This window comes from Fictibacillus terranigra (assembly GCF_030412265.1).
Classification (GTDB): Bacteria; Bacillota; Bacilli; order Bacillales; family Fictibacillaceae; genus Fictibacillus_C; species Fictibacillus_C terrinigri.
This window is the reverse complement of record NZ_JAUHLN010000002.1, coordinates 507,838-526,534: the sequence shown is the minus strand read 5'-3', so window position 1 is coordinate 526,534 and position 18,697 is coordinate 507,838. Positions and strand designations below refer to the sequence as shown.

The following is an 18,697-nucleotide window of genomic DNA, read 5'->3' as shown; positions in this document are numbered from 1 at the left end:
CATGAACGGACAAGAGATAAAAGTGATCGTTTTTCAATTAGAGGATGAAGAATACGGCGTAAATGTGCACCAGGTAAAATCGATCGAGCGAGTTTCTCATATTACTAGGATTCCGAGAACTCCCGGGTTTGTAAAGGGTGTAATCAATCTCAGAGGAATCGTCACTCCTATCATTGATCTTCGCAGCCGTTTTGGAATGGAAGAAAAACAAGCGGATGAGAATACGAGAATGATCATTGTAAATACAGATGACATGGAAGTAGGATTAATCGTGGATGCAGCGAACGATGTTCTAGACATTCCTGCAGGGGAGATCGAGCCGACACCTGAGGTCGCTGGCGGAATAAATGCGGAATATTTGGATGGTGTAGCAAAAATCGGGGACAGATTGTTGATTCTTCTTCAGTTAGAAAAGGTGCTGAATAGAGAAGAAGTCACCCAATTACACGTCATCGGTAATCAGGGATAATGGCCGGATATACCCAATTGACGGCATTTCATCTGGATGTGCTGAGAGAGGTCGGAAACATAGGCGCAGGCCATGCGGCTACCGCTCTCTCAGAGCATCTCGGAAAAACCGTCGACATGAAAGTTCCCTCAGTGAATATCGTCTCCCTGCAGGAAATGACTGAGTTGCTTGGAGGAACTGAAACTGTAGTGGCATCCGTCTACTTGAGGATGCAGGGTGAAGCTCCTGGAACAATGTTTTTTATGCTGCCTTTAGGTCAATCAAAAAAGCTGGTCAGCCGGATGATCGCAGGGGAGCCTTATGATCCGGCTGAAGGTGTGTACTCTGAGGTTACCCTATCTGCTCTGCAGGAGGCAGGAAACATCCTTTCTGGATCATATTTGTCAGCCCTCTCAGATTTGACAGGATTGAACATACAGCCATCGGTCCCTGCACTGAGCATTGACATGGCCGGGGCAATCCTCGGCTACGGACTGATAGAGATATCGAGGTCAAGTGATTATGCGATTATTATTAACACTTCATTAACTGAACCGGAAAACCTGCACTCCGACAGTATACACGGATATTTTTTCCTTCTTCCCGATCCTGATTCATTTGAAAAAATCTTCGGCGCGCTTGGGGTACCTTTGCATGAGTGAAGCGATCAGAGTTGGAATAGCAGAGATCTCCTATTGCGGCCCGGCCTCATCGATACGGACGACGGGACTCGGTTCCTGTGTCGGCATTATCCTGTTTGACCCGATGACGAGACTCGCAGGTATGGCCCACATCATGCTGCCTGATTCGTCAATGTCAAGAACGGCATTGCTTAATGAAGCCAAGTTTGCAGACACAGCCGTAAAAGCAATGGTTAAGAATTTGGAGATGCAGGGTGTAAAGAAGATTCGAATGAAAGCAAAAATAGCGGGTGGCGCACAGATGTTTCAATTTTCTTCTGGGCAGGAAACGATGCGGATCGGCCCAAGGAATGTTGAAGCAGTAAAGAGCGGCCTGGCCGATTTTCGGATACCGCTTGTCGCGGAAGATACGGGCGGAGATAAAGGGAGAACGATTGAGTTTAACACAGATACTTTTGAGTTGCTGATTAAAACCGTACACCAAAAAGAATACATCATATAAAAAGAAAAATTCAGGGGGAGTAGGCATGACATCTTCATCTTCTGTTTTAGAAGAGCAGGAAACGTGGAAAAAATGGCATGAAGACCGGGACAGTGAAGCCGGAGATACACTTTTAAGAGCGTATATGCCGCTTGTGCAATACCATGTGCAGCGGATCTCGGTCGGGCTGCCGAAGAACGTGAACCGCGACGAGTTAAAAAGCCTGGGCATGCTCGGTTTGTTTGATGCATTAGAAAAATTCGAGCCGGAGAGAGATCTGAAATTCGATACGTATGCATCCTTCCGAATCAGAGGAGCTATTCTTGACGGCTTGAGAAAAGAAGACTGGCTGCCCCGGTCACTGAGGGAAAAAACAAAGCGGATCGAAACAGCCATCGAAAAGCTCGAACAGCAGAACCTTAGGACAGTCAGCGCTCTTGAAGTAGCAGATGAACTTGGCATCCATGAAGAAGAAGTGAATTCTGTTATCTCAGAAAGTTTTTTTGCGAATGTGCTCTCTATTGATGAAGATAACCGGGACAGTGAGAGCAAAGAAAAGATCGGATATACAATAGAAGACAAAAAGGGGCTCTCTCCAGAGTCTGAGATCGTCCAGTCGGAGCTGCATAAAGAATTGGCAGAAGTGATCACGGAATTGAACGAAAAAGAACAGCTTGTGGTCAGCTTGTTCTATTTTGAAGAACTGACATTCACTGAGATCGGACAAGTTCTTGGATTGTCCACCTCACGGATCTCACAGATTCATTCCAAGGCACTGTTCCGCCTCAGACAAGTACTAAAACGATATTTATAAAATGCATCATCAGATTGCGGGGGTCTCATGCTATATTTTCTAATTGTCGTCAGCTTCATGCTGAACTTATTATGTTTCTATTTACTTGCCGTGTTATGGCAGAAACAGAGCGGCGGAGGTACTGTTCTTCAAGATGAACAGCTAAAAAGAGAGCTGGAAGATCTGCTCCTTGCTTATGCCAGTGAGATGAAAGACCAGAATGATGAGATCATGAACCTGATCAAAGAAAACTACGGTGCAGGCCCTGTAAAAGTAGAGCCCGCAGCTGAAAATCATACACAGGAAAAAGAGAGTGGCGATCGCACTTCCGACACTGAAGAAACACAGAATGCCATTTTTCATCAGGATGTTTTAAAATATGCCGAAAGTGGCTATAATGCAGAAGAGATTGCAAAGAAACTGGACAGAGGAAAAGGTGAGATTGAACTGATCCTGAAGTTAAACAGGGAAAAATAAGGAATGTTTGACAGCAAAAATATTTCTTCTTGCTACTCTATGCCGAAGTATGGTATAGTTACTTTCGGTGTTAATCACACACGTCTGCGGATTTATCCATTGGTGCTGCAAACTTTGCAGTTTTGGCTAAAGGCGAAGCAGGCGGAGGAAAACAAAACCATCAGGAGGTGCCATCATGGCAGTCATTTCAATGAAACAACTATTGGAAGCCGGCGTACACTTTGGACATCAAACTCGACGCTGGAATCCAAAAATGTCTCGTTACATCTTCACTGAACGTAACGGCATTTACATCATCGATCTTCAAAAAACAGTGAAAAAGGTTGAAGAGTGCTACAACGTAATGAAAGACATCGCTGCAAACGGCGGTAAAATTCTTTTCGTTGGTACTAAAAAACAAGCTCAGGATTCTGTTAAAGAAGAAGCAGCTCGTTCTGGCATGTACTTCATCAACCAACGCTGGTTAGGTGGAACTTTAACGAACTTCGGTACGATCCGTAAGCGTATCAACCGTTTGAAAGAGCTTGAAAGAATGCAAGAAGACGGAACTTTTGATGTTCTCCCTAAGAAAGAAGTTATCCTTCTTAAAAAGGAAATGGAGCGTCTTGAAAAGTTCTTGGGCGGAATTAAAGAAATGAACAGCCTTCCAGATGCGCTATTCATCGTAGATCCGCGCAAAGAGCGTATTGCTGTAGCAGAAGCTCGCAAACTGAACATTCCTATTATCGCTATTGTGGATACGAACTGTGATCCTGACGAAGTAGATCACGTAATTCCTGGTAACGATGATGCGATTCGTGCAGTAAAACTTCTTACTGGAAAAATGGCTGATGCTATTATCGAAGCCAACCAAGGCGGAGAAGAGCAAGAAGCTCAAAACGACGAAGAAACATCTGCATAAGCAATATAAAGAGAAGGGTGATGGAGGGGATATACCCTTTCTCGCCCTTTTTTAATGCTAAAGTCAACCATGTTTTACATAAACCAAAGGAGGAATTACATTATGGCAGTAACAGCTCAAATGGTAAAAGAACTGCGTGAAAAAACAGGCGCAGGTATGATGGATTGCAAAAAAGCTCTAACAGAAACAAATGGTGACATGGAAAAAGCGATTGACTTCCTACGTGAAAAAGGAATCGCGAAAGCCGCTAAAAAAGCTGACCGCATCGCTGCAGAAGGCTTGACTTCTGTTGTTGTAGACGGTAGCAAAGCGGTAATTCTTGAAGTTAACTCTGAAACTGACTTTGTTGCAAAAAACGAAAACTTTACTGCTCTAATCAATGTCCTTGCTAAACATCTTCTAGAAGCCAACGTTTCTTCTGTGGAAGAGGCCCTCTCTTCTGAGATCAAGAGCGAAGGCATCTCTGTTAATGACTATCTTAACAACGCAATCGCTAAAATCGGAGAAAAAATCTCCCTTCGCCGTTTCCAGATCATTGAAAAAGGCGATAATGCAGCGTTTGGTGCATACCTTCACATGGGCGGCCGCATTGGTGTTCTTTCTGTAGTGGAAGGAACAACTGACGAAGCTGTGGCGAAAGACGTGGCAATGCACGTTGCAGCAGTCAACCCTCGCTACATCTCACGTGATGCAGTAAGTGAAGAAGAAGTAGCACGCGAGCGTGAAGTTCTCACCCAACAAGCGTTAAACGAAGGCAAACCTGAGAACATCGTTGCTAAAATGGTTGAAGGACGCCTTGGTAAATTCTTCGAAGAGATCTGCTTGAACGACCAGTCTTTTGTTAAAGACCCGGATCAAAAAGTTGGTAAATATGTAGCTTCTAAAGGCGGAACTGTAAAAGCGTTCGTTCGTTACGAAGTTGGAGAAGGTATGGAAAAACGCGAAGATAACTTTGCTGAAGAAGTAATGTCTCAAGTTAAAAAGTAAGGCAGTAAAAAAGCAGAATGAGGGAGCACAATGTGTTCCCTTTTTTTCAGAATAGAAGAAGCAAGACATTATAAGGTGATGGTTACGGAGGGAATTATGAGTACTTCAAAATACAAACGAGTAGTCCTAAAACTAAGCGGAGAAGCACTTGCCGGCGGAAAAGGCAGCGGAATTGATCCGGCTGTTATTCAATCCATAGCCCATCAAGTCAAAGACATTGTGGAGCTTGGCGTCGAAGTGGCTGTAGTCGTTGGCGGCGGAAATCTGTGGAGAGGCAAAGCCGGAAGCGAGATGGGTATGGACCGTGCTTCCGCCGATTACATGGGAATGCTTGCGACCGTCATGAACTCCCTGGCGTTGCAGGACAGTCTGGAGAACATCGGCGTTCAGACAAGAGTACAGACATCAATCGAAATGCGTCAGGTCGCTGAACCGTATATTCGCAGAAAAGCTATTCGTCACCTTGAAAAGAAACGTGTTGTCATTTTTGCAGCAGGAACTGGGAATCCTTATTTTTCAACGGATACGACAGCTGCCTTGCGCGCTGCGGAAATTGAAGCTGAAGTCATCCTCATGGCTAAGAACAATGTGGATGGCGTATATTCAGCAGACCCGACGATCGACGAAACAGCTGTAAAATACAATACTTTATCCTATCTTGATCTTCTTAAAGAAGGACTTGCTGTAATGGATACCACAGCTTCATCTCTTTGCATGGACAATGATATACCGCTTATCGTGTTTTCCATCATGGAAGAGGGCAACATTAAGCGTGTAGTAATAGGTGAAGAAATCGGAACAACGATTAGGGGGAATAATTGATGGCAAAGGAAATTTTGACAAACGCAGAAGAACGAATGAAAAAAGGTATTTCATCTTTTCAGCGTGAACTTTCAACCATACGTGCCGGCCGTGCTAACCCTGCGCTATTGGACCGCATCCAAGTTGACTATTACGGAGCACAGACTCCGATTAACCAGTTAGCGGGAATTTCTGTGCCCGAGGCTCGTTTATTGGTCATTCAGCCTTATGACAAGTCCGCGTTGAACGATGTTGAAAAAGCGATTCAAAAATCTGATCTTGGCCTTACGACTTCCAATGACGGCCAAGTCATCAGGATTGCCATTCCGCCTTTGACGGAAGAACGACGAAAAGAGCTTGTTAAGCTTGTTAAAAAATACGGCGAGGAAGCAAAAGTAGCTCTTCGAAACGTCCGCCGTGATGCCAACGACGATCTGAAAAAATCAGAAAAAGACGGTGAGATCACAGAAGATGAACTTCGCCGCTATAGTGATGACGTACAGAAGCTTACAGACAAATACATTAGCGAAGTAGATTCTGTCGCTGTAAATAAAGAGAAAGAAATCATGGAAGTATAATTGATTTCCATGTAAAATAAAATAAGAAAAGCCCTCTTTATACAGGGGGTTTTTTTGTTAAGTCTGGATTAAATGGGGGCTCTGCCATGCTTGACAGAATTACATTCTGGAAAAAAGAAGAAAAATCAGCGTTGACGATAAAAGAAGATTCCATTCCCGCTCATGTCGCAATCATAATGGACGGCAACGGACGCTGGGCAAAAAGGCGCGGTCTCCCAAGGATTGCCGGACATCATGAAGGAATGAAGGTTGTTAAAAGAGTGGTCAAGCAAGCCAATGCGCTTGGAGTTAAGGTGCTTACACTTTACGCTTTTTCTACTGAGAACTGGAAGCGTCCGAGGGATGAAGTGGACTTTCTGATGAAGCTTCCCGGAGAGTTCTTGAACAGCTTTTTACCTGAACTGATTGAACAGAATGTCCGTGTTGCAATAATGGGTCAAAAAGAAGTATTGCCGATACATACCATTCAGGCTGTGGACGAGGCGATAGAAGCAACGAAGCACAATACGGGTCTTGTTTTGAATTTTGCCTTGAACTACGGAAGCAGGAACGAAATTACAACCGCACTTGCTCAGATTATTGATGACATCGGCAAAGGGGCTGTAAAGAAAGAGGATATCAGCGAAGAGCTGATCGGCCAGTACTTGATGAGTGCTAACCTGCCCGATCCTGACTTGTTGATCAGAACAAGCGGCGAGGTGCGCCTCAGTAATTTTATGCTCTGGCAGCTCGCTTACAGTGAGTTTTGGTTTACCGACATCAACTGGCCGGATTTTACGGAAGAACATTTAAAAAAAGCCATTTTCGACTATCAAAATCGCGGTCGGCGGTATGGCGGTGTATAATAAGAAGGAGGATTTATGAAGCAACGTATCATCACGGGTGTGATTGCCGCACTTCTATTTATAGGAGTAACTGTCTATGGCAATTGGCCCTTTACTCTCGTTATCATCGCCTTGGCAGTGATTGGTCTGTACGAATTGCTCAGAATGAAAAAGATAACGATCTTGTCCGCTGAAGGGATGATCGGCTTGCTGCTGACACTAGCGACCGTTATCCCGGGTAATTGGAAAGACACGTATCTTTCAAATTTCTCAGGTGCAGAACCGATTGTTCTCGGCTTGCTGCTGATCCTCGTGGTAACGGTAATAACGAAGAACAGATTTACGTTTGATGATGCTGGATTCGTCATTCTTTCTTCTTTATATGTCGGATATGGATTCCACTATATCCTTGAGACAAGGCTGTTGGATCACGGCTTGCAGATTTTGTTCTTCATTTTATTCATGATCTGGGGAGCTGATTCAGGAGCATATTTTACTGGTAAATCCATCGGAAAAACAAAGCTATGGCCTGTGATCAGCCCAAATAAGACCGTTGAGGGGGCTGTCGGCGGAATTATCACCAGTATTGCTGTGGGCTTGTTGTGCTATGTGTTTAACTTTATTCCGTTTACGCTCTCCGTCGTCGTGCTAATGGCAGTAATTGCAGGTATTTTCGGTCAGATCGGGGATCTGGCACAGTCTGCATTTAAACGGCATTATGGGGTGAAGGACTCCGGCAATCTGCTTCCGGGGCATGGCGGAATTTTAGACCGAACGGACAGCTGGCTGTTCGTTCTTCCCCTCCTGCATATTCTGCACTTGCTTGCTTAAGAGAAAAGGACAAGGAGTACTCTATGAAAAAAATTAGTTTGTTGGGTGCCACAGGGTCGATCGGCGTACAGACTCTTGACGTGATCGAACAGCACCCTGAACAGTTCCGATTAACAGCTATTTCCTTTGGCAAGAATATGGAAAAAGGGCTCGAAATCATCCATAAGTTTAAACCCGAAGTGATCGCTGTCCAAAATAAGGAGGATGCAGACCGCCTTCGTGTACAGCTTGGAGGCGGATTCCGTGTCGTTTTCGGAGAAGAAGGACTGATCCAGGCGGCTGCCGATCATGAATCCGACATCGTCGTCAGTGCCGTGATGGGGAGTGTGGGGCTTCTTCCTACCATTCATGCCATCAAAGCGGGTAAAGACATTGCGATTGCAAATAAAGAAACGCTCGTAACAGCAGGACATATCGTGATGGATCTCGCTGAAAAGTCTGGGGTTCGGCTTCTTCCGGTAGACAGTGAACATTCAGCGATCTTTCAATGCCTGAATGGAGAAGATCCTAACCGGATCGACCGCCTGATTTTGACGGCGTCCGGCGGAAGTTTCCGTGACTATACGAGAAGCCAGCTGGCGGACGTAACAGTGGATCAGGCCCTGAAACATCCCAACTGGTCGATGGGTTCGAAGATAACCATCGATTCGGCTACGATGATGAATAAAGGGCTCGAGGTCATAGAAGCACATTGGCTGTTTAATATGCCATATTCCAAAATAGACGTCATCTTGCATAAAGAAAGCATCATACACTCTATGGTAGAGTACAAGGACGGCAGCACACTGGCTCACCTTGGAAGACCTGACATGAGGGTTCCGATCCAATATGCGCTTACGTATCCCGAGAGACTTGAACTGCCGTCATCCAAAAGGTTAAACTTATGGGAACTCGGCAAACTTCATTTTGAAAAGATGGATGAGGGGAGGTTCCGCTGCCTGAAGCTTGCGTACATAGCTGGAGAGAAGGGCGGAACGATGCCTGCAGCCATGAACGCTGCGAATGAAGAAGCCGTCCAGCTTTTCCTTGAACGGAAGATTTCATTCTTAACGATTGAGGAATATATCGAAAAGGCAATGGAACAGCATGAATTCATTGAACGGCCAACTCTGGAAGAGATACAGGCGATCGATCGATCAACAAGGCGGTTTGTTCAGTCACTACTAAATTAAAGGTGGGTAAAAGGTTATGAATACAGTCATTGCCATCGTTATTATATTGGGTGCACTTGTGTTCTTTCATGAGCTCGGCCATTTGCTTCTCGCCAAAAGAGCTGGCATTCTTTGCAGAGAGTTTGCCATTGGGTTCGGCCCTAAAATATTTGCGTTTAAAAAGAATGAAACAACCTATACGGTACGCCTGCTTCCCCTTGGGGGATTCGTAAGGATGGCTGGTGAAGACCCGGAAGGGATTGAGCTGAAGCCCGGCTACAGGGTAGGTTTGATTTTTAACCGTGAAGGCAATGTTCAGAAAATTATCGTTAACCATAAAGAGAAATATGAGATCCAAAAAGTGATCACCGTTGAGAGTGCTGATCTGGAACGGCAGCTGTTGATCCGCGGATTTGAAAATGAGGAAGGCGAACGCCACAGCTATAAAGTCGATCCCAAGGCGTTGTATGTCGCCGACCACCAGGAGATTCAGATCGCGCCAATCGACAGGCAGTTTGGTTCTAAAACGCTCATTCAGCGTACATTAGCGATCTTTGCCGGTCCGTTTATGAACGTGCTTCTTGCCTTCATCGTGCTGATGAGCTTTTCATTGTTTCAGGGTATCCCAACAAAAGAGGCGAGACTTGGAAATCTCGCTCCGGATGGGGCGGCCGTTAAGTCCGGTCTCCAGAAAGGCGACAAAATCCTTTCTGTAAACGGTGATAAAGTGAGCAACTGGGAAGAACTGGTGTCCTTCATCCAGCAGAACCCTGGTGAAGAGATGACCTTTGAAATTGACAGAAACGGACAGATTCTTAAAAAGTCAGTGACCCCAGGAGAAAGGGACATGGATAACAAAGGGAATAAAGAAGGGTTTATCGGAGCTTATCCGTCCACCGAGTTTTCTCTGCAGGGTTCCGTTTCTTATGGTGCAAAACAAACGTGGTTCATGACGAAGATGATATTTATCGGCCTTGGTGACTTGATCACAGGAAAACACGGGTTCGATCAGCTTTCCGGCCCGGTAGGAATTTACGAATATACGAATAAAGCAACTGAGGGCGGCATTCCTATGCTGCTGCAATGGGCTGCTGTCTTGAGCATCAACCTGGCCATTTTTAACCTCTTGCCACTTCCGGCACTTGACGGAGGAAGACTGCTGTTCTTAGCAATTGAAGCCTTGAGAGGAAAACCGATCGACCCTCAGAAAGAAGGGATCGTCCATTTTATTGGATTCGCGTTTTTGATGCTCCTGATGCTTGTCGTCACATGGAATGATATCCATAAGTTTTTTTTAGATAAAATTGATCAATAAGTTTTTAGTTGAGGTGGAGAGATGAAGCAAAGCAGGTTGTTCGCACCAACATTAAGGGAAGTCCCGGCTGACGCCGATGTAGTGAGCCATCAGCTGCTGCTCCGGGCTGGATTCATCCGGCAGAATGCGGCAGGTATCTATTCGTTTTTGCCATTAGGCAAAAAGGTATTGCATAAAGTGGAAACCATCATTCGCGAGGAAATGGAAAACGCAGGTTCCAATGAACTGGGCATGCCGGCGCTCCAGCTTGCTGAATTGTGGCAGGAGTCAGGAAGATGGTATTCTTACGGACCGGAGCTCATGCGCTTAAAAGACCGGCACGGGCGTGAATTTGCCCTGGGCCCGACACATGAAGAAGTCATCACGAGCCTGATTCGGGATGAAGTAAAATCTTATAAAAAGCTCCCTCTTAATCTTTTTCAGATCCAAACAAAATACAGAGACGAGAAACGCCCTCGTTTCGGGCTGTTAAGAGGCCGTGAATTCATCATGAAGGATGCTTATTCCTTCCATGCCGACAAAGAAAGTCTTGATGTCACGTATGAAGGAATGAAAGAGGCATATAAAGCGATCTTCAGCCGATGCGGTTTAAATTTCAGAGCCGTACTTGCGGATTCAGGAGCGATTGGCGGAAAAGATAACCATGAATTTATGGTTCTTTCTGATATCGGTGAAGACCTGATTGCTTACTCTACCGAATCCGATTTTGCAGCTAACATTGAAATGGCTCCGGTCAACACGGTGTATGAAGCATCTGGTGAAGAAAAGAAAGAACTTGAAAAAGTTAAAACGGATGACGCGAAAACGATCGAAGAAGTGGCAGCCTATTTAAATATAGAAACCTCACAGATCATCAAATCCATTCTGTTTATCGCAGACGGAGAACCGGTACTTGTCCTTGTTCGCGGGGATCATGAAGTGAACGATATCAAGGTGAAGAACATACTGGGTGCAGACCAGGTGGAGCTTGCATCTGCTGAGCAGACACATTCAACCATGGGATGCAAACCAGGCAATATCGGCCCGGTTGCAGTATCAGAAAATGTGAAGGTCATTGCGGACACAGCTGTAGAATACTTGGTGAACGCAGTGATCGGCGCAAATGAACAGAACTATCATTACAAAAATGCGAATCATGGCAAAGATTTCAGAGTTTCTCAGTTCGGTGACCTTCGCTTCATTCAGGAAGGGGATCCTTCACCTGACGGAAGAGGAAGCATACAGTTCGCGAAAGGCATTGAAGTGGGGCATGTTTTCAAGCTTGGACAAGTCTACAGTGAACCGTTAAATGCAGCGTTTCTTGATGAGAACGGAAAGAATCAAGTGATGACGATGGGCTGCTATGGAATTGGTGTTTCGCGTACTCTTGCGGCTGTAGCTGAAGAGAACAACGATGAAAGAGGTTTGATCTGGCCTGTAGCACTTTCACCGTTTGATGTACATCTGATCGCGGCCAACAGCAAAGACGAAGTCCAGGCCAATCTTGGTGAAAAGCTTTACCTTGAGTTAAAGGCTGCCGGTTATGATTGCCTGTATGACGACAGAAAAGAGCGTGCAGGAGTGAAATTTGCTGATGCGGACCTTATCGGAATTCCTCTTCGTGTAACAGCAGGGAAAAAAGCAGCTGAAGGAATTGTCGAACTGAAAATCAGAAAAACCGGTGATGTCACTGAGATCCATGTTTCTGAACTCGTGGAGGCAGTTAAACGCCACCGCGAAATATTAGCACGCTAGCATCCAGGGGATGACTTATGTGCCTGACACCTGAAGGAACACTTTGGGGAATTGGGCTTTTCAACCTAAGTCATCCCCCTTATTTATGGAAGGAGGGCATCATGAACAGTGACGATCAGGTAAGAAAAGATCGCTTCTCCCTGTTGCTGGACCAGATTGGTATTCCGGAAGAACTGCGGAAGCATCTTGGCGACGGTAGCGTTCAAAAACTTGCCATCGACAAAAACGACAGAAGCTGGCATTTTTATTTTTCATTGCCTAAGCCAATGCCGGCGAATGTATACACATTTTTTACCGCAAAACTAACCCAGGCGTTTGAACATATTGCAAAAGTTTCTTTTTCTGTCCGCTGTGAGACGAAGGAATGTGAAGAAACATTATTAAGCCAATATTGGGAAATATGCTGTGATCAGCTTAGATCAACAGCCAGCTCCCTCGTTCCTGCCCTATTGGGACAGACGCCTGAAGTAACGGGTAATAAGATAAAAGTCACCGTGAGAAACGAAGCGGAAGGGCTGCTCATCAAACGAAAACTTTCTTCAGCGATGACAGAAGTATACCGTTCGTTTGGTATGGAATCGGTCTCTCTCGAGATTGAAGTCAGGCATAGTGAAGAAGAGTTTCAGAAGTTCGTAGATCAAAAAAAGCAGGAAGATGCTGATAAAGTGCTTGCTGCATTGATCGAGAAGGAGAAAGCGGACAAGCGGGAATCTTCTTCTGCACCGGCGGAGATTATGATAGGTTACAAGATTCCTGATGAGCCCGTATCGATTGAAACGATACAAGACGAAGAACGCAGAGTTACTCTTCAAGGCTACGTATTTGATGCGGAGACACGAGAGCTTCGAAGCGGACGGACGCTGCTGACGTTTAAGATTACAGATTACACCGATTCGATCATGGTCAAGATCTTCTCGAGGGATAAAGAGGATATTCCCATTTTACAAGCTGTGAAAAAAGGGATATGGGTTAAGGTTCGGGGCGGAATCCAGAACGATACATTCGTTCGTGATCTTGTGATGATCGCGAATGATATTAATGAGATTTCTCCCGAAACGAGGAAGGATCTCGCTGAGGAAGGGAAGAAGAGGGTAGAACTCCATCTTCATACACCGATGAGCCAAATGGACGCTGTCACGTCTGCATCAAGACTGGTCGGGCAGGCGAGCAAGTGGGGTCATGAAGCAATAGCAATCACTGATCATGCTGGTGTTCAATCTTTTCCGGAAGCCTACTCGGCCGGGAAGAAGAATGGAATTAAAGTGCTTTATGGTGTGGAAGTGAACCTCGTGGATGACGGGGTACCGATCGCGTACAATGAGCAGCACCGCGTTCTCGCTGATGAGACATACATTGTTTTTGACGTTGAGACGACAGGTTTATCCGCCGTCTATAACAAGATTATTGAACTCGCGGCCGTAAAGGTGCACAACGGTGAGATCATTGATCGTTTTGAGTCGTTTGCGAATCCGCATGAGGCACTCTCAGACACCACAATCAATCTGACGGGTATCACCGATGATATGGTTAGGAACGCCCCGGAGATTGAGGAAGTCTTAAGGCGTTTTGAGACATTTATCGGCAATGATATCCTCGTAGCCCATAATGCAAGCTTTGATATGGGATTCTTAAACGAGGGGTTCCGTAAGATCGGGATATCAGAGGCGAGCAATCCGGTCATTGATACCCTGGAACTTGCGCGTTTCCTTCTTCCGGAATTAAAGAACCACAGACTGAACACTCTTTGTAAAAAGTTTGATATCGAGCTGACCCAGCATCATAGGGCCATCTATGATGCAGAAGCTACAGGCTACCTTTTATGGAAACTGTTAAAAGAGTCCTTCCAAAAAGGAATAGAGTTCCATGACCAGCTGAACGAAAACATGGGTCAGGGCGGCTATATGAGGAGCCGGCCTTCTCACTGCATCCTGTTGGCCCAAACACAGCTGGGCTTGAAAAATTTATACAAAATCGTGTCTGAATCCCACTTAAACTATTTTTACAGAACACCGAGGGTTCCGCGTTCCAGGCTTGCAAAATACCGGGAAGGGCTGCTGATTGGGTCAGGCTGTGACAAAGGTGAAGTATTTGAGGGCATGATGCAGAAAGCGCCAGCGGAAGTTGAAGAGATTGCTAAGTTTTATGATTACCTTGAAGTTCAGCCGCCTTCGAACTACTATCATTTAATTGAGAGAGAACTGATACAGGATGAAATGGCTTTAAGGGAGATTATCGGCAACATCGTCAAACTGGGTGAAAAACTCGGGAAACCCGTCGTGGCAACAGGGAATGTCCACTATCTCGAGCCAAACGATGCCATCTATCGGAAAATCCTGATTTCAAGCCAGGGAGGTGCAAATCCGCTGAACAGGCAGAGCCTTCCAGAAGTGCATTTCAGGACGACCGACGAGATGCTGGAATGTTTCTCGTTCTTGGGAGAAGAAAAAGCGTTTGAAGTCGTGGTAGAGAATACTCAAAAAGTGGCCGCTCTAATTGAAGAGATCAAGCCGATTCCTGATGACTTGTACACGCCCAAAATTCCTGGTGCTGAAGAAGACATAAGGAACATGAGCTATTCGATGGCCCGCAGCATCTATGGCGATGACCTCCCTGAGATTGTAGAGAAACGCTTGGAAAAAGAACTGAACAGCATCATCGGTCACGGGTTTGCCGTTATCTATCTGATATCCCACAAGCTCGTTAAGAAATCACTGATTGACGGATACCTCGTAGGTTCGAGGGGATCAGTCGGATCGTCGTTTGTAGCAACGATGACTGAAATTACTGAAGTAAACCCTCTTCCTCCTCACTATGTTTGTCCGGATTGCAAGGAATCTATCTTTTTTGATGATGGTTCAGTTGGATCAGGCTTTGACCTTCCTGACAAGGAATGCCCGAACTGCAGAGTGCTCTACAGAAAAGACGGGCAGGACATACCTTTTGAAACGTTCCTCGGCTTTAAAGGTGATAAAGTACCGGATATTGATTTGAACTTTTCCGGTGAATATCAGCCAAGGGCCCATAACTACACAAAGGAACTTTTCGGAGAAGACTATGTGTACAGAGCGGGAACCATTGGCACAGTTGCTGAAAAAACGGCATACGGTTATGTAAAAGGTTATGCTTCTGATCACAATATCACGTTCCGCTCTGCAGAAGTGGACAGGCTGGTTTCTGGCTGTACCGGCGTAAAGCGGACAACAGGCCAGCATCCCGGCGGAATTATCGTTGTGCCGGATTACATGGATATTTATGACTTCTGCCCGATCCAGTTTCCGGCGGATGATAAAAATTCAGAATGGAAAACGACGCATTTTGACTTCCATTCCATCCATGATAACCTGCTGAAACTTGATATACTGGGACACGATGACCCGACCGTCATCCGTATGCTCCAAGATTTAAGCGGTATTGATCCGAAGACGATTCCAGCTTCTGATCAGGAAGTTATGAAAATATTTTCAGGGCCGGAAGTACTCGGAGTAACAGAAGATCAGATCCTTTGTAAGACAGGAACACTGGGCATCCCGGAATTTGGTACAAAGTTTGTCCGTCAGATGCTTGAAGAAACGAAGCCGAGCACGTTCTCAGAACTTGTACAGATCTCAGGACTCTCTCATGGTACTGATGTTTGGCTTAACAATGCGAATGAATTGATCGCGGATGGAACATGCGAACTAAAAGACGTGATCGGCTGCCGTGACGATATCATGGTGTATCTGATCTATAAAGGACTGGATCCGTCACTTGCCTTTAAAATCATGGAGAGTGTCCGTAAAGGAAAAGGCCTTATCCCTGAATGGGTAGAAGAGATGAAAAAGAACGATGTACCGGACTGGTATATCGGGTCCTGCTTGAAGATCAAGTACATGTTCCCGAAAGCCCATGCCGCAGCCTATGTTTTGATGGCTGTACGCATTGCTTACTTTAAAGTTCATTATCCAATTCTTTTCTATGCTGCTTATTTTACGGTCCGTGCAGACGATTTTGATATTACCGCCATGGTCAGAGGCTCAAGCGCCATCAAAGCTAAAATAGAAGAGATCACCTCTAAAGGGCTCGATGCCTCTACAAAGGAAAAGAATCTGCAGACGGTTCTTGAACTCGCACTTGAAATGTGCGAACGTGGCTTCTCATTCGGAAAAGTCGATCTTTACCGTTCCAGCGCCACTGAGTTTTTAGTGGAAGGAGATCAGCTCATTCCGCCGTTCAACTCTATTGCAGGACTTGGAACCAATGCGGCGCTCAATATTGTGAAGGCACGGGAAGACGGGGAGTTCCTTTCTAAAGAGGATCTTCAGCAAAGGGCCCGCCTGTCTAAAACGATCATTGACTATCTTGATGAACAGGGCTGTCTTGCAGGCATGCCTGAAGCCAACCAGCTCTCTCTTTTCTGATGCAGGAAAAAGGCTGATGGCAAGCGCAAGTTGCACAAACCCTTAGGTTATGATATAGTAAATTTGGAAATACTTATGAATACCTTTCGGGAAAAGAGTGGGGAAACCCACTCTTTCGTTTCGTTTTGGAAAAGGATTTTTTTGGTGGAAGGGAGGATTCCAATGAGTAAGAAAATCACTGAAACTGCCGAAGAGCTCGTCACGCCCATTCTTGAAGAGCTGAACCTTGAGCTGGTAGATATTGAGTTTGTAAAAGAAGGAAAAAACTGGTTCCTTCGCGTATTTATTGATAATGAAACTGGTGTAGACATTGAGGACTGCGGTACGGTAAGTGAACGGCTCAGCGAAAAGCTGGACGCTTCGGATCCGATTGAACAGGCATACTTTCTGGAAGTATCATCGCCTGGTGTTGAACGGCCTTTGAAAAAACCGGAAGACATGACAAAAGCGATTGGGAAAAATGTACACATTAAAATGTATGAACAAGTGGATGGTGCAAAGGAGTTTGAAGGCAAGCTGCTGGGATTTGACGGAGAAACTGTAAAACTGCAAGTGAAAGTTAAAACCCGCAACACCGAGGTAGAACTGCCATATAACAAGATAGCAAGTGCCAGACTTGCGGTTGTGTTCAATTAATAAAGGGGAGAAGATGGATGAGTAGCGAGCTGTTAGATGCACTGACGTTTTTGGAGAAAGAAAAAGGAATCAGCAAGGATATATTAATTGAAGCGATCGAAGCTGCATTGATCTCTGCTTATAAAAGAAACTTTCACCAGGCACAGAATGTACGAGTGGACTTCAACACATCGACAGGAAGCATTCGGGTTTTCGCCCGAAAAAACGTGGTTGAAGAAGTAACCGATTCAAGACAGGAACTTTCTTTGGAGGAGGCACAGAAGATTAATCCGCAATATGAGCTGGAAGATATTGTGGAGCTGGAGGTCACTCCGCGTGATTTTGGAAGAATTGCTGCACAGACGGCGAAGCAGGTCGTCACCCAAAGAGTCCGAGAAGCTGAACGAGGAATTATTTTCTCTGAGTTCATCGACCGTGAAGAAGATATCATCACTGGGGTTGTCCAAAGACAGGATCACCGTTATATTTATGTGAACCTTGGCCGTGTTGAGGCATTGCTTCCTGCAACAGAACAGATGCCCGGTGAAAAATACACGACGAACGACAGAATTAAAGTTTTCATCACAAAAGTTGAAAAAACAACAAAAGGACCGCAAATTCTTGTTTCAAGAACACACCCAGGATTGCTGAAACGTCTTTTCGAACTAGAGGTTCCTGAAATCTATGACGGAACGGTAGAAGTTAAATCCATTGCGAGAGAAGCTGGAGACCGCTCCAAGATTGCTGTACATGCAGCTGATCCTGAAGTCGACCCGGTTGGTTCTTGTGTCGGCCAAAAAGGCGGCCGGGTACAGACGATCGTTAACGAGCTGAATGGCGAGAAGATCGACATCGTCCGCTGGTCGGAAGATCCGGTGGTTTATGTTGCAAACGCACTAAGCCCGGCAAAAGTGCTTGAAGTGCTTGTCAATGAAGAAGAAAAGATGACAACAGTGATCGTGCCTGATTATCAGCTGTCACTTGCGATTGGAAAGCGCGGGCAAAATGCGAGGCTTGCAGCTAAACTGACAGGCTGGAAGATTGATATTAAAAGCCAGTCTGATGCTGAAGAGTCAGGACTTTATAACGGTGAAGAAGCCGAGGAGAATTTCGGACTTTCCGAAGAAGAGCTTTAAGAAGATGGGGGTGGAGCCGGATGAAAACCCGTAAAATTCCTATGCGTAAATGTGTGGCTTGCCAGGAAATGAAACCAAAAAAAGAATTAGTGCGTGTGGTCCGTTCTCCCGAAGGTGAAGTTTTCGTTGACCGAACGGGGAAAAAATCGGGCAGAGGTGCTTATTTGTGCAACCAGGCATCCTGTTTTGCTCTCGCAAAGAAAAAAGGAAGCTTGAGCAATCAGCTGAAAGCACCTGTTACAGATGAAGTGTTCTCAGAACTTGAAAAAGGAGTCCTCTAATTGGCAGCATCTCAATGGGCTTCACTGCTGGGGTTGGCAAACCGCGCAGGAAAGTGCATTTCCGGAGAGGAGCTCGTTGTTAAAGCTGTACAGCGGCAGAACGCAAAGCTTGTTATTCTCTCTCAGGATGCATCGGCTAACACCAGAAAAAAAATTACTGATAAATGCTCCTACTATAAAGTGGAAGTGAAATGGGTAGATGACCGCTACAGTCTCGGCAGTGCCATCGGCAAAGACCAGCGGGTTGTTGTTGCCGTGACAGATGATGGTTTTACAAAAAAGTTAGCTGCTTTACTTGATTAAACC

General features: G+C 45.5%; 19 protein-coding genes. All 19 read left to right on the top strand.

The annotated features are described in order from the left end of the window. The first annotated feature begins 1 nt into the window (after window position 1). The 19 genes from QYF49_RS10465 (at window position 2) to QYF49_RS10375 (ending at window position 18,694) form a co-directional block, all read left to right on the top strand. Window positions 2-469 carry a chemotaxis protein CheW gene (locus tag QYF49_RS10465; RefSeq protein WP_290399543.1) on the top strand — a complete coding sequence of 156 codons (468 nt, stop codon included), beginning with the start codon at window positions 2-4 and terminating at the stop codon, window positions 467-469. Next, entirely contained in the window at window positions 469-1,110 is a 642-nt protein-coding gene (locus tag QYF49_RS10460; RefSeq protein WP_290399542.1) for a chemotaxis protein CheC, read from the top strand. The genes QYF49_RS10465 and QYF49_RS10460 overlap by 1 nt, the downstream gene beginning before the upstream one ends. Next, window positions 1,103-1,591, top strand: coding sequence for a chemotaxis protein CheD (locus QYF49_RS10455; RefSeq protein ID WP_290399541.1), 489 nt, complete (start codon window positions 1,103-1,105; stop codon window positions 1,589-1,591). Before QYF49_RS10460 ends, QYF49_RS10455 begins: the two co-directional genes overlap by 8 nt. 25 nt (window positions 1,592-1,616) lie before the next feature. After that, window positions 1,617-2,384, top strand: a complete 768-nt coding sequence (locus QYF49_RS10450) for a FliA/WhiG family RNA polymerase sigma factor (RefSeq protein WP_290399540.1) — start codon at window positions 1,617-1,619, stop codon at window positions 2,382-2,384. Window positions 2,385-2,411: 27 nt separating this feature from the next. Beyond that, on the top strand, window positions 2,412-2,840 hold the full coding sequence (locus QYF49_RS10445; protein WP_290399539.1) for a DUF6115 domain-containing protein: 429 nt from the start codon (window positions 2,412-2,414) through the stop codon (window positions 2,838-2,840). A gap of 175 nt (window positions 2,841-3,015) precedes the next feature. Further along, window positions 3,016-3,741: a 30S ribosomal protein S2 gene (gene rpsB / locus QYF49_RS10440; RefSeq protein WP_290399538.1), complete on the top strand. Its 726-nt coding sequence runs from the start codon at window positions 3,016-3,018 to the stop codon at window positions 3,739-3,741. Between the two features lie 102 nt (window positions 3,742-3,843). Next, window positions 3,844-4,728, top strand: a complete 885-nt coding sequence (gene tsf / locus QYF49_RS10435; RefSeq protein WP_290399537.1) for a translation elongation factor Ts — start codon at window positions 3,844-3,846, stop codon at window positions 4,726-4,728. A gap of 96 nt (window positions 4,729-4,824) precedes the next feature. Continuing rightward, entirely contained in the window at window positions 4,825-5,550 is a 726-nt protein-coding gene (pyrH, locus tag QYF49_RS10430) for a UMP kinase (RefSeq protein WP_290399536.1), read from the top strand. Continuing rightward, window positions 5,550-6,107, top strand: coding sequence for a ribosome recycling factor (gene frr / locus QYF49_RS10425; RefSeq protein ID WP_290399535.1), 558 nt, complete (start codon window positions 5,550-5,552; stop codon window positions 6,105-6,107). Before pyrH ends, frr begins: the two co-directional genes overlap by 1 nt. 86 nt (window positions 6,108-6,193) lie before the next feature. Next, complete coding sequence (uppS, locus tag QYF49_RS10420) at window positions 6,194-6,952, top strand: undecaprenyl pyrophosphate synthase (protein ID WP_290399534.1); 759 nt, start codon at window positions 6,194-6,196, stop codon at window positions 6,950-6,952. A gap of 15 nt (window positions 6,953-6,967) precedes the next feature. Next, complete coding sequence (locus QYF49_RS10415; protein WP_290399533.1) at window positions 6,968-7,762, top strand: phosphatidate cytidylyltransferase; 795 nt, start codon at window positions 6,968-6,970, stop codon at window positions 7,760-7,762. Window positions 7,763-7,785: 23 nt separating this feature from the next. Beyond that, a complete protein-coding gene (locus tag QYF49_RS10410) occupies window positions 7,786-8,934 on the top strand; it encodes a 1-deoxy-D-xylulose-5-phosphate reductoisomerase (RefSeq protein WP_290399532.1) in 1,149 nt (382 codons plus the stop codon). A 16-nt stretch (window positions 8,935-8,950) separates the two neighbouring features. Further along, window positions 8,951-10,228, top strand: coding sequence for an RIP metalloprotease RseP (gene rseP, locus QYF49_RS10405; RefSeq protein WP_290399531.1), 1,278 nt, complete (start codon window positions 8,951-8,953; stop codon window positions 10,226-10,228). A gap of 21 nt (window positions 10,229-10,249) precedes the next feature. Then, window positions 10,250-11,962, top strand: a complete 1,713-nt coding sequence (locus QYF49_RS10400; RefSeq protein WP_290399530.1) for a proline--tRNA ligase — start codon at window positions 10,250-10,252, stop codon at window positions 11,960-11,962. Between the two features lie 101 nt (window positions 11,963-12,063). Then, a complete protein-coding gene (locus QYF49_RS10395; protein WP_290399529.1) occupies window positions 12,064-16,359 on the top strand; it encodes a PolC-type DNA polymerase III in 4,296 nt (1,431 codons plus the stop codon). 162 nt (window positions 16,360-16,521) lie between these two features. Further along, window positions 16,522-16,995, top strand: coding sequence for a ribosome maturation factor RimP (rimP, locus tag QYF49_RS10390; protein WP_290399528.1), 474 nt, complete (start codon window positions 16,522-16,524; stop codon window positions 16,993-16,995). A 17-nt stretch (window positions 16,996-17,012) separates the two neighbouring features. Beyond that, window positions 17,013-18,110, top strand: coding sequence for a transcription termination factor NusA (nusA, locus tag QYF49_RS10385; protein WP_290399527.1), 1,098 nt, complete (start codon window positions 17,013-17,015; stop codon window positions 18,108-18,110). Window positions 18,111-18,130: 20 nt separating this feature from the next. Continuing rightward, on the top strand, window positions 18,131-18,391 hold the full coding sequence (gene rnpM, locus QYF49_RS10380; RefSeq protein ID WP_290399526.1) for an RNase P modulator RnpM: 261 nt from the start codon (window positions 18,131-18,133) through the stop codon (window positions 18,389-18,391). Beyond that, on the top strand, window positions 18,392-18,694 hold the full coding sequence (locus tag QYF49_RS10375; RefSeq protein WP_290399525.1) for a YlxQ family RNA-binding protein: 303 nt from the start codon (window positions 18,392-18,394) through the stop codon (window positions 18,692-18,694). Window positions 18,695-18,697: the final 3 nt, after the last annotated feature.

Excerpts from the sequence above, each read along its gene's own strand:
- uppS (WP_290399534.1), top strand. The coding sequence starts at position 6,194 with ATGCTTGACAGAATTACATTCTGGAAAAAAGAAGAAAAATCAGCGTTG.
- QYF49_RS10460 (WP_290399542.1), top strand. The coding sequence starts at position 469 with ATGGCCGGATATACCCAATTGACGGCATTTCATCTGGATGTGCTGAGA.
- QYF49_RS10450 (WP_290399540.1), top strand. The coding sequence starts at position 1,617 with ATGACATCTTCATCTTCTGTTTTAGAAGAGCAGGAAACGTGGAAAAAA.
- rseP (WP_290399531.1), top strand. The coding sequence starts at position 8,951 with ATGAATACAGTCATTGCCATCGTTATTATATTGGGTGCACTTGTGTTC.
- QYF49_RS10415 (WP_290399533.1), top strand. The coding sequence starts at position 6,968 with ATGAAGCAACGTATCATCACGGGTGTGATTGCCGCACTTCTATTTATA.
- QYF49_RS10445 (WP_290399539.1), top strand. The coding sequence starts at position 2,412 with ATGCTATATTTTCTAATTGTCGTCAGCTTCATGCTGAACTTATTATGT.
- pyrH (WP_290399536.1), top strand. The coding sequence starts at position 4,825 with ATGAGTACTTCAAAATACAAACGAGTAGTCCTAAAACTAAGCGGAGAA.
- rpsB (WP_290399538.1), top strand. The coding sequence starts at position 3,016 with ATGGCAGTCATTTCAATGAAACAACTATTGGAAGCCGGCGTACACTTT.
- tsf (WP_290399537.1), top strand. The coding sequence starts at position 3,844 with ATGGCAGTAACAGCTCAAATGGTAAAAGAACTGCGTGAAAAAACAGGC.
- nusA (WP_290399527.1), top strand. The coding sequence starts at position 17,013 with ATGAGTAGCGAGCTGTTAGATGCACTGACGTTTTTGGAGAAAGAAAAA.
- QYF49_RS10465 (WP_290399543.1), top strand. The coding sequence starts at position 2 with ATGAACGGACAAGAGATAAAAGTGATCGTTTTTCAATTAGAGGATGAA.
- QYF49_RS10400 (WP_290399530.1), top strand. The coding sequence starts at position 10,250 with ATGAAGCAAAGCAGGTTGTTCGCACCAACATTAAGGGAAGTCCCGGCT.
- QYF49_RS10455 (WP_290399541.1), top strand. The coding sequence starts at position 1,103 with ATGAGTGAAGCGATCAGAGTTGGAATAGCAGAGATCTCCTATTGCGGC.
- rnpM (WP_290399526.1), top strand. The coding sequence starts at position 18,131 with ATGAAAACCCGTAAAATTCCTATGCGTAAATGTGTGGCTTGCCAGGAA.
- QYF49_RS10410 (WP_290399532.1), top strand. The coding sequence starts at position 7,786 with ATGAAAAAAATTAGTTTGTTGGGTGCCACAGGGTCGATCGGCGTACAG.
- frr (WP_290399535.1), top strand. The coding sequence starts at position 5,550 with ATGGCAAAGGAAATTTTGACAAACGCAGAAGAACGAATGAAAAAAGGT.
- rimP (WP_290399528.1), top strand. The coding sequence starts at position 16,522 with ATGAGTAAGAAAATCACTGAAACTGCCGAAGAGCTCGTCACGCCCATT.
- QYF49_RS10395 (WP_290399529.1), top strand. The coding sequence starts at position 12,064 with ATGAACAGTGACGATCAGGTAAGAAAAGATCGCTTCTCCCTGTTGCTG.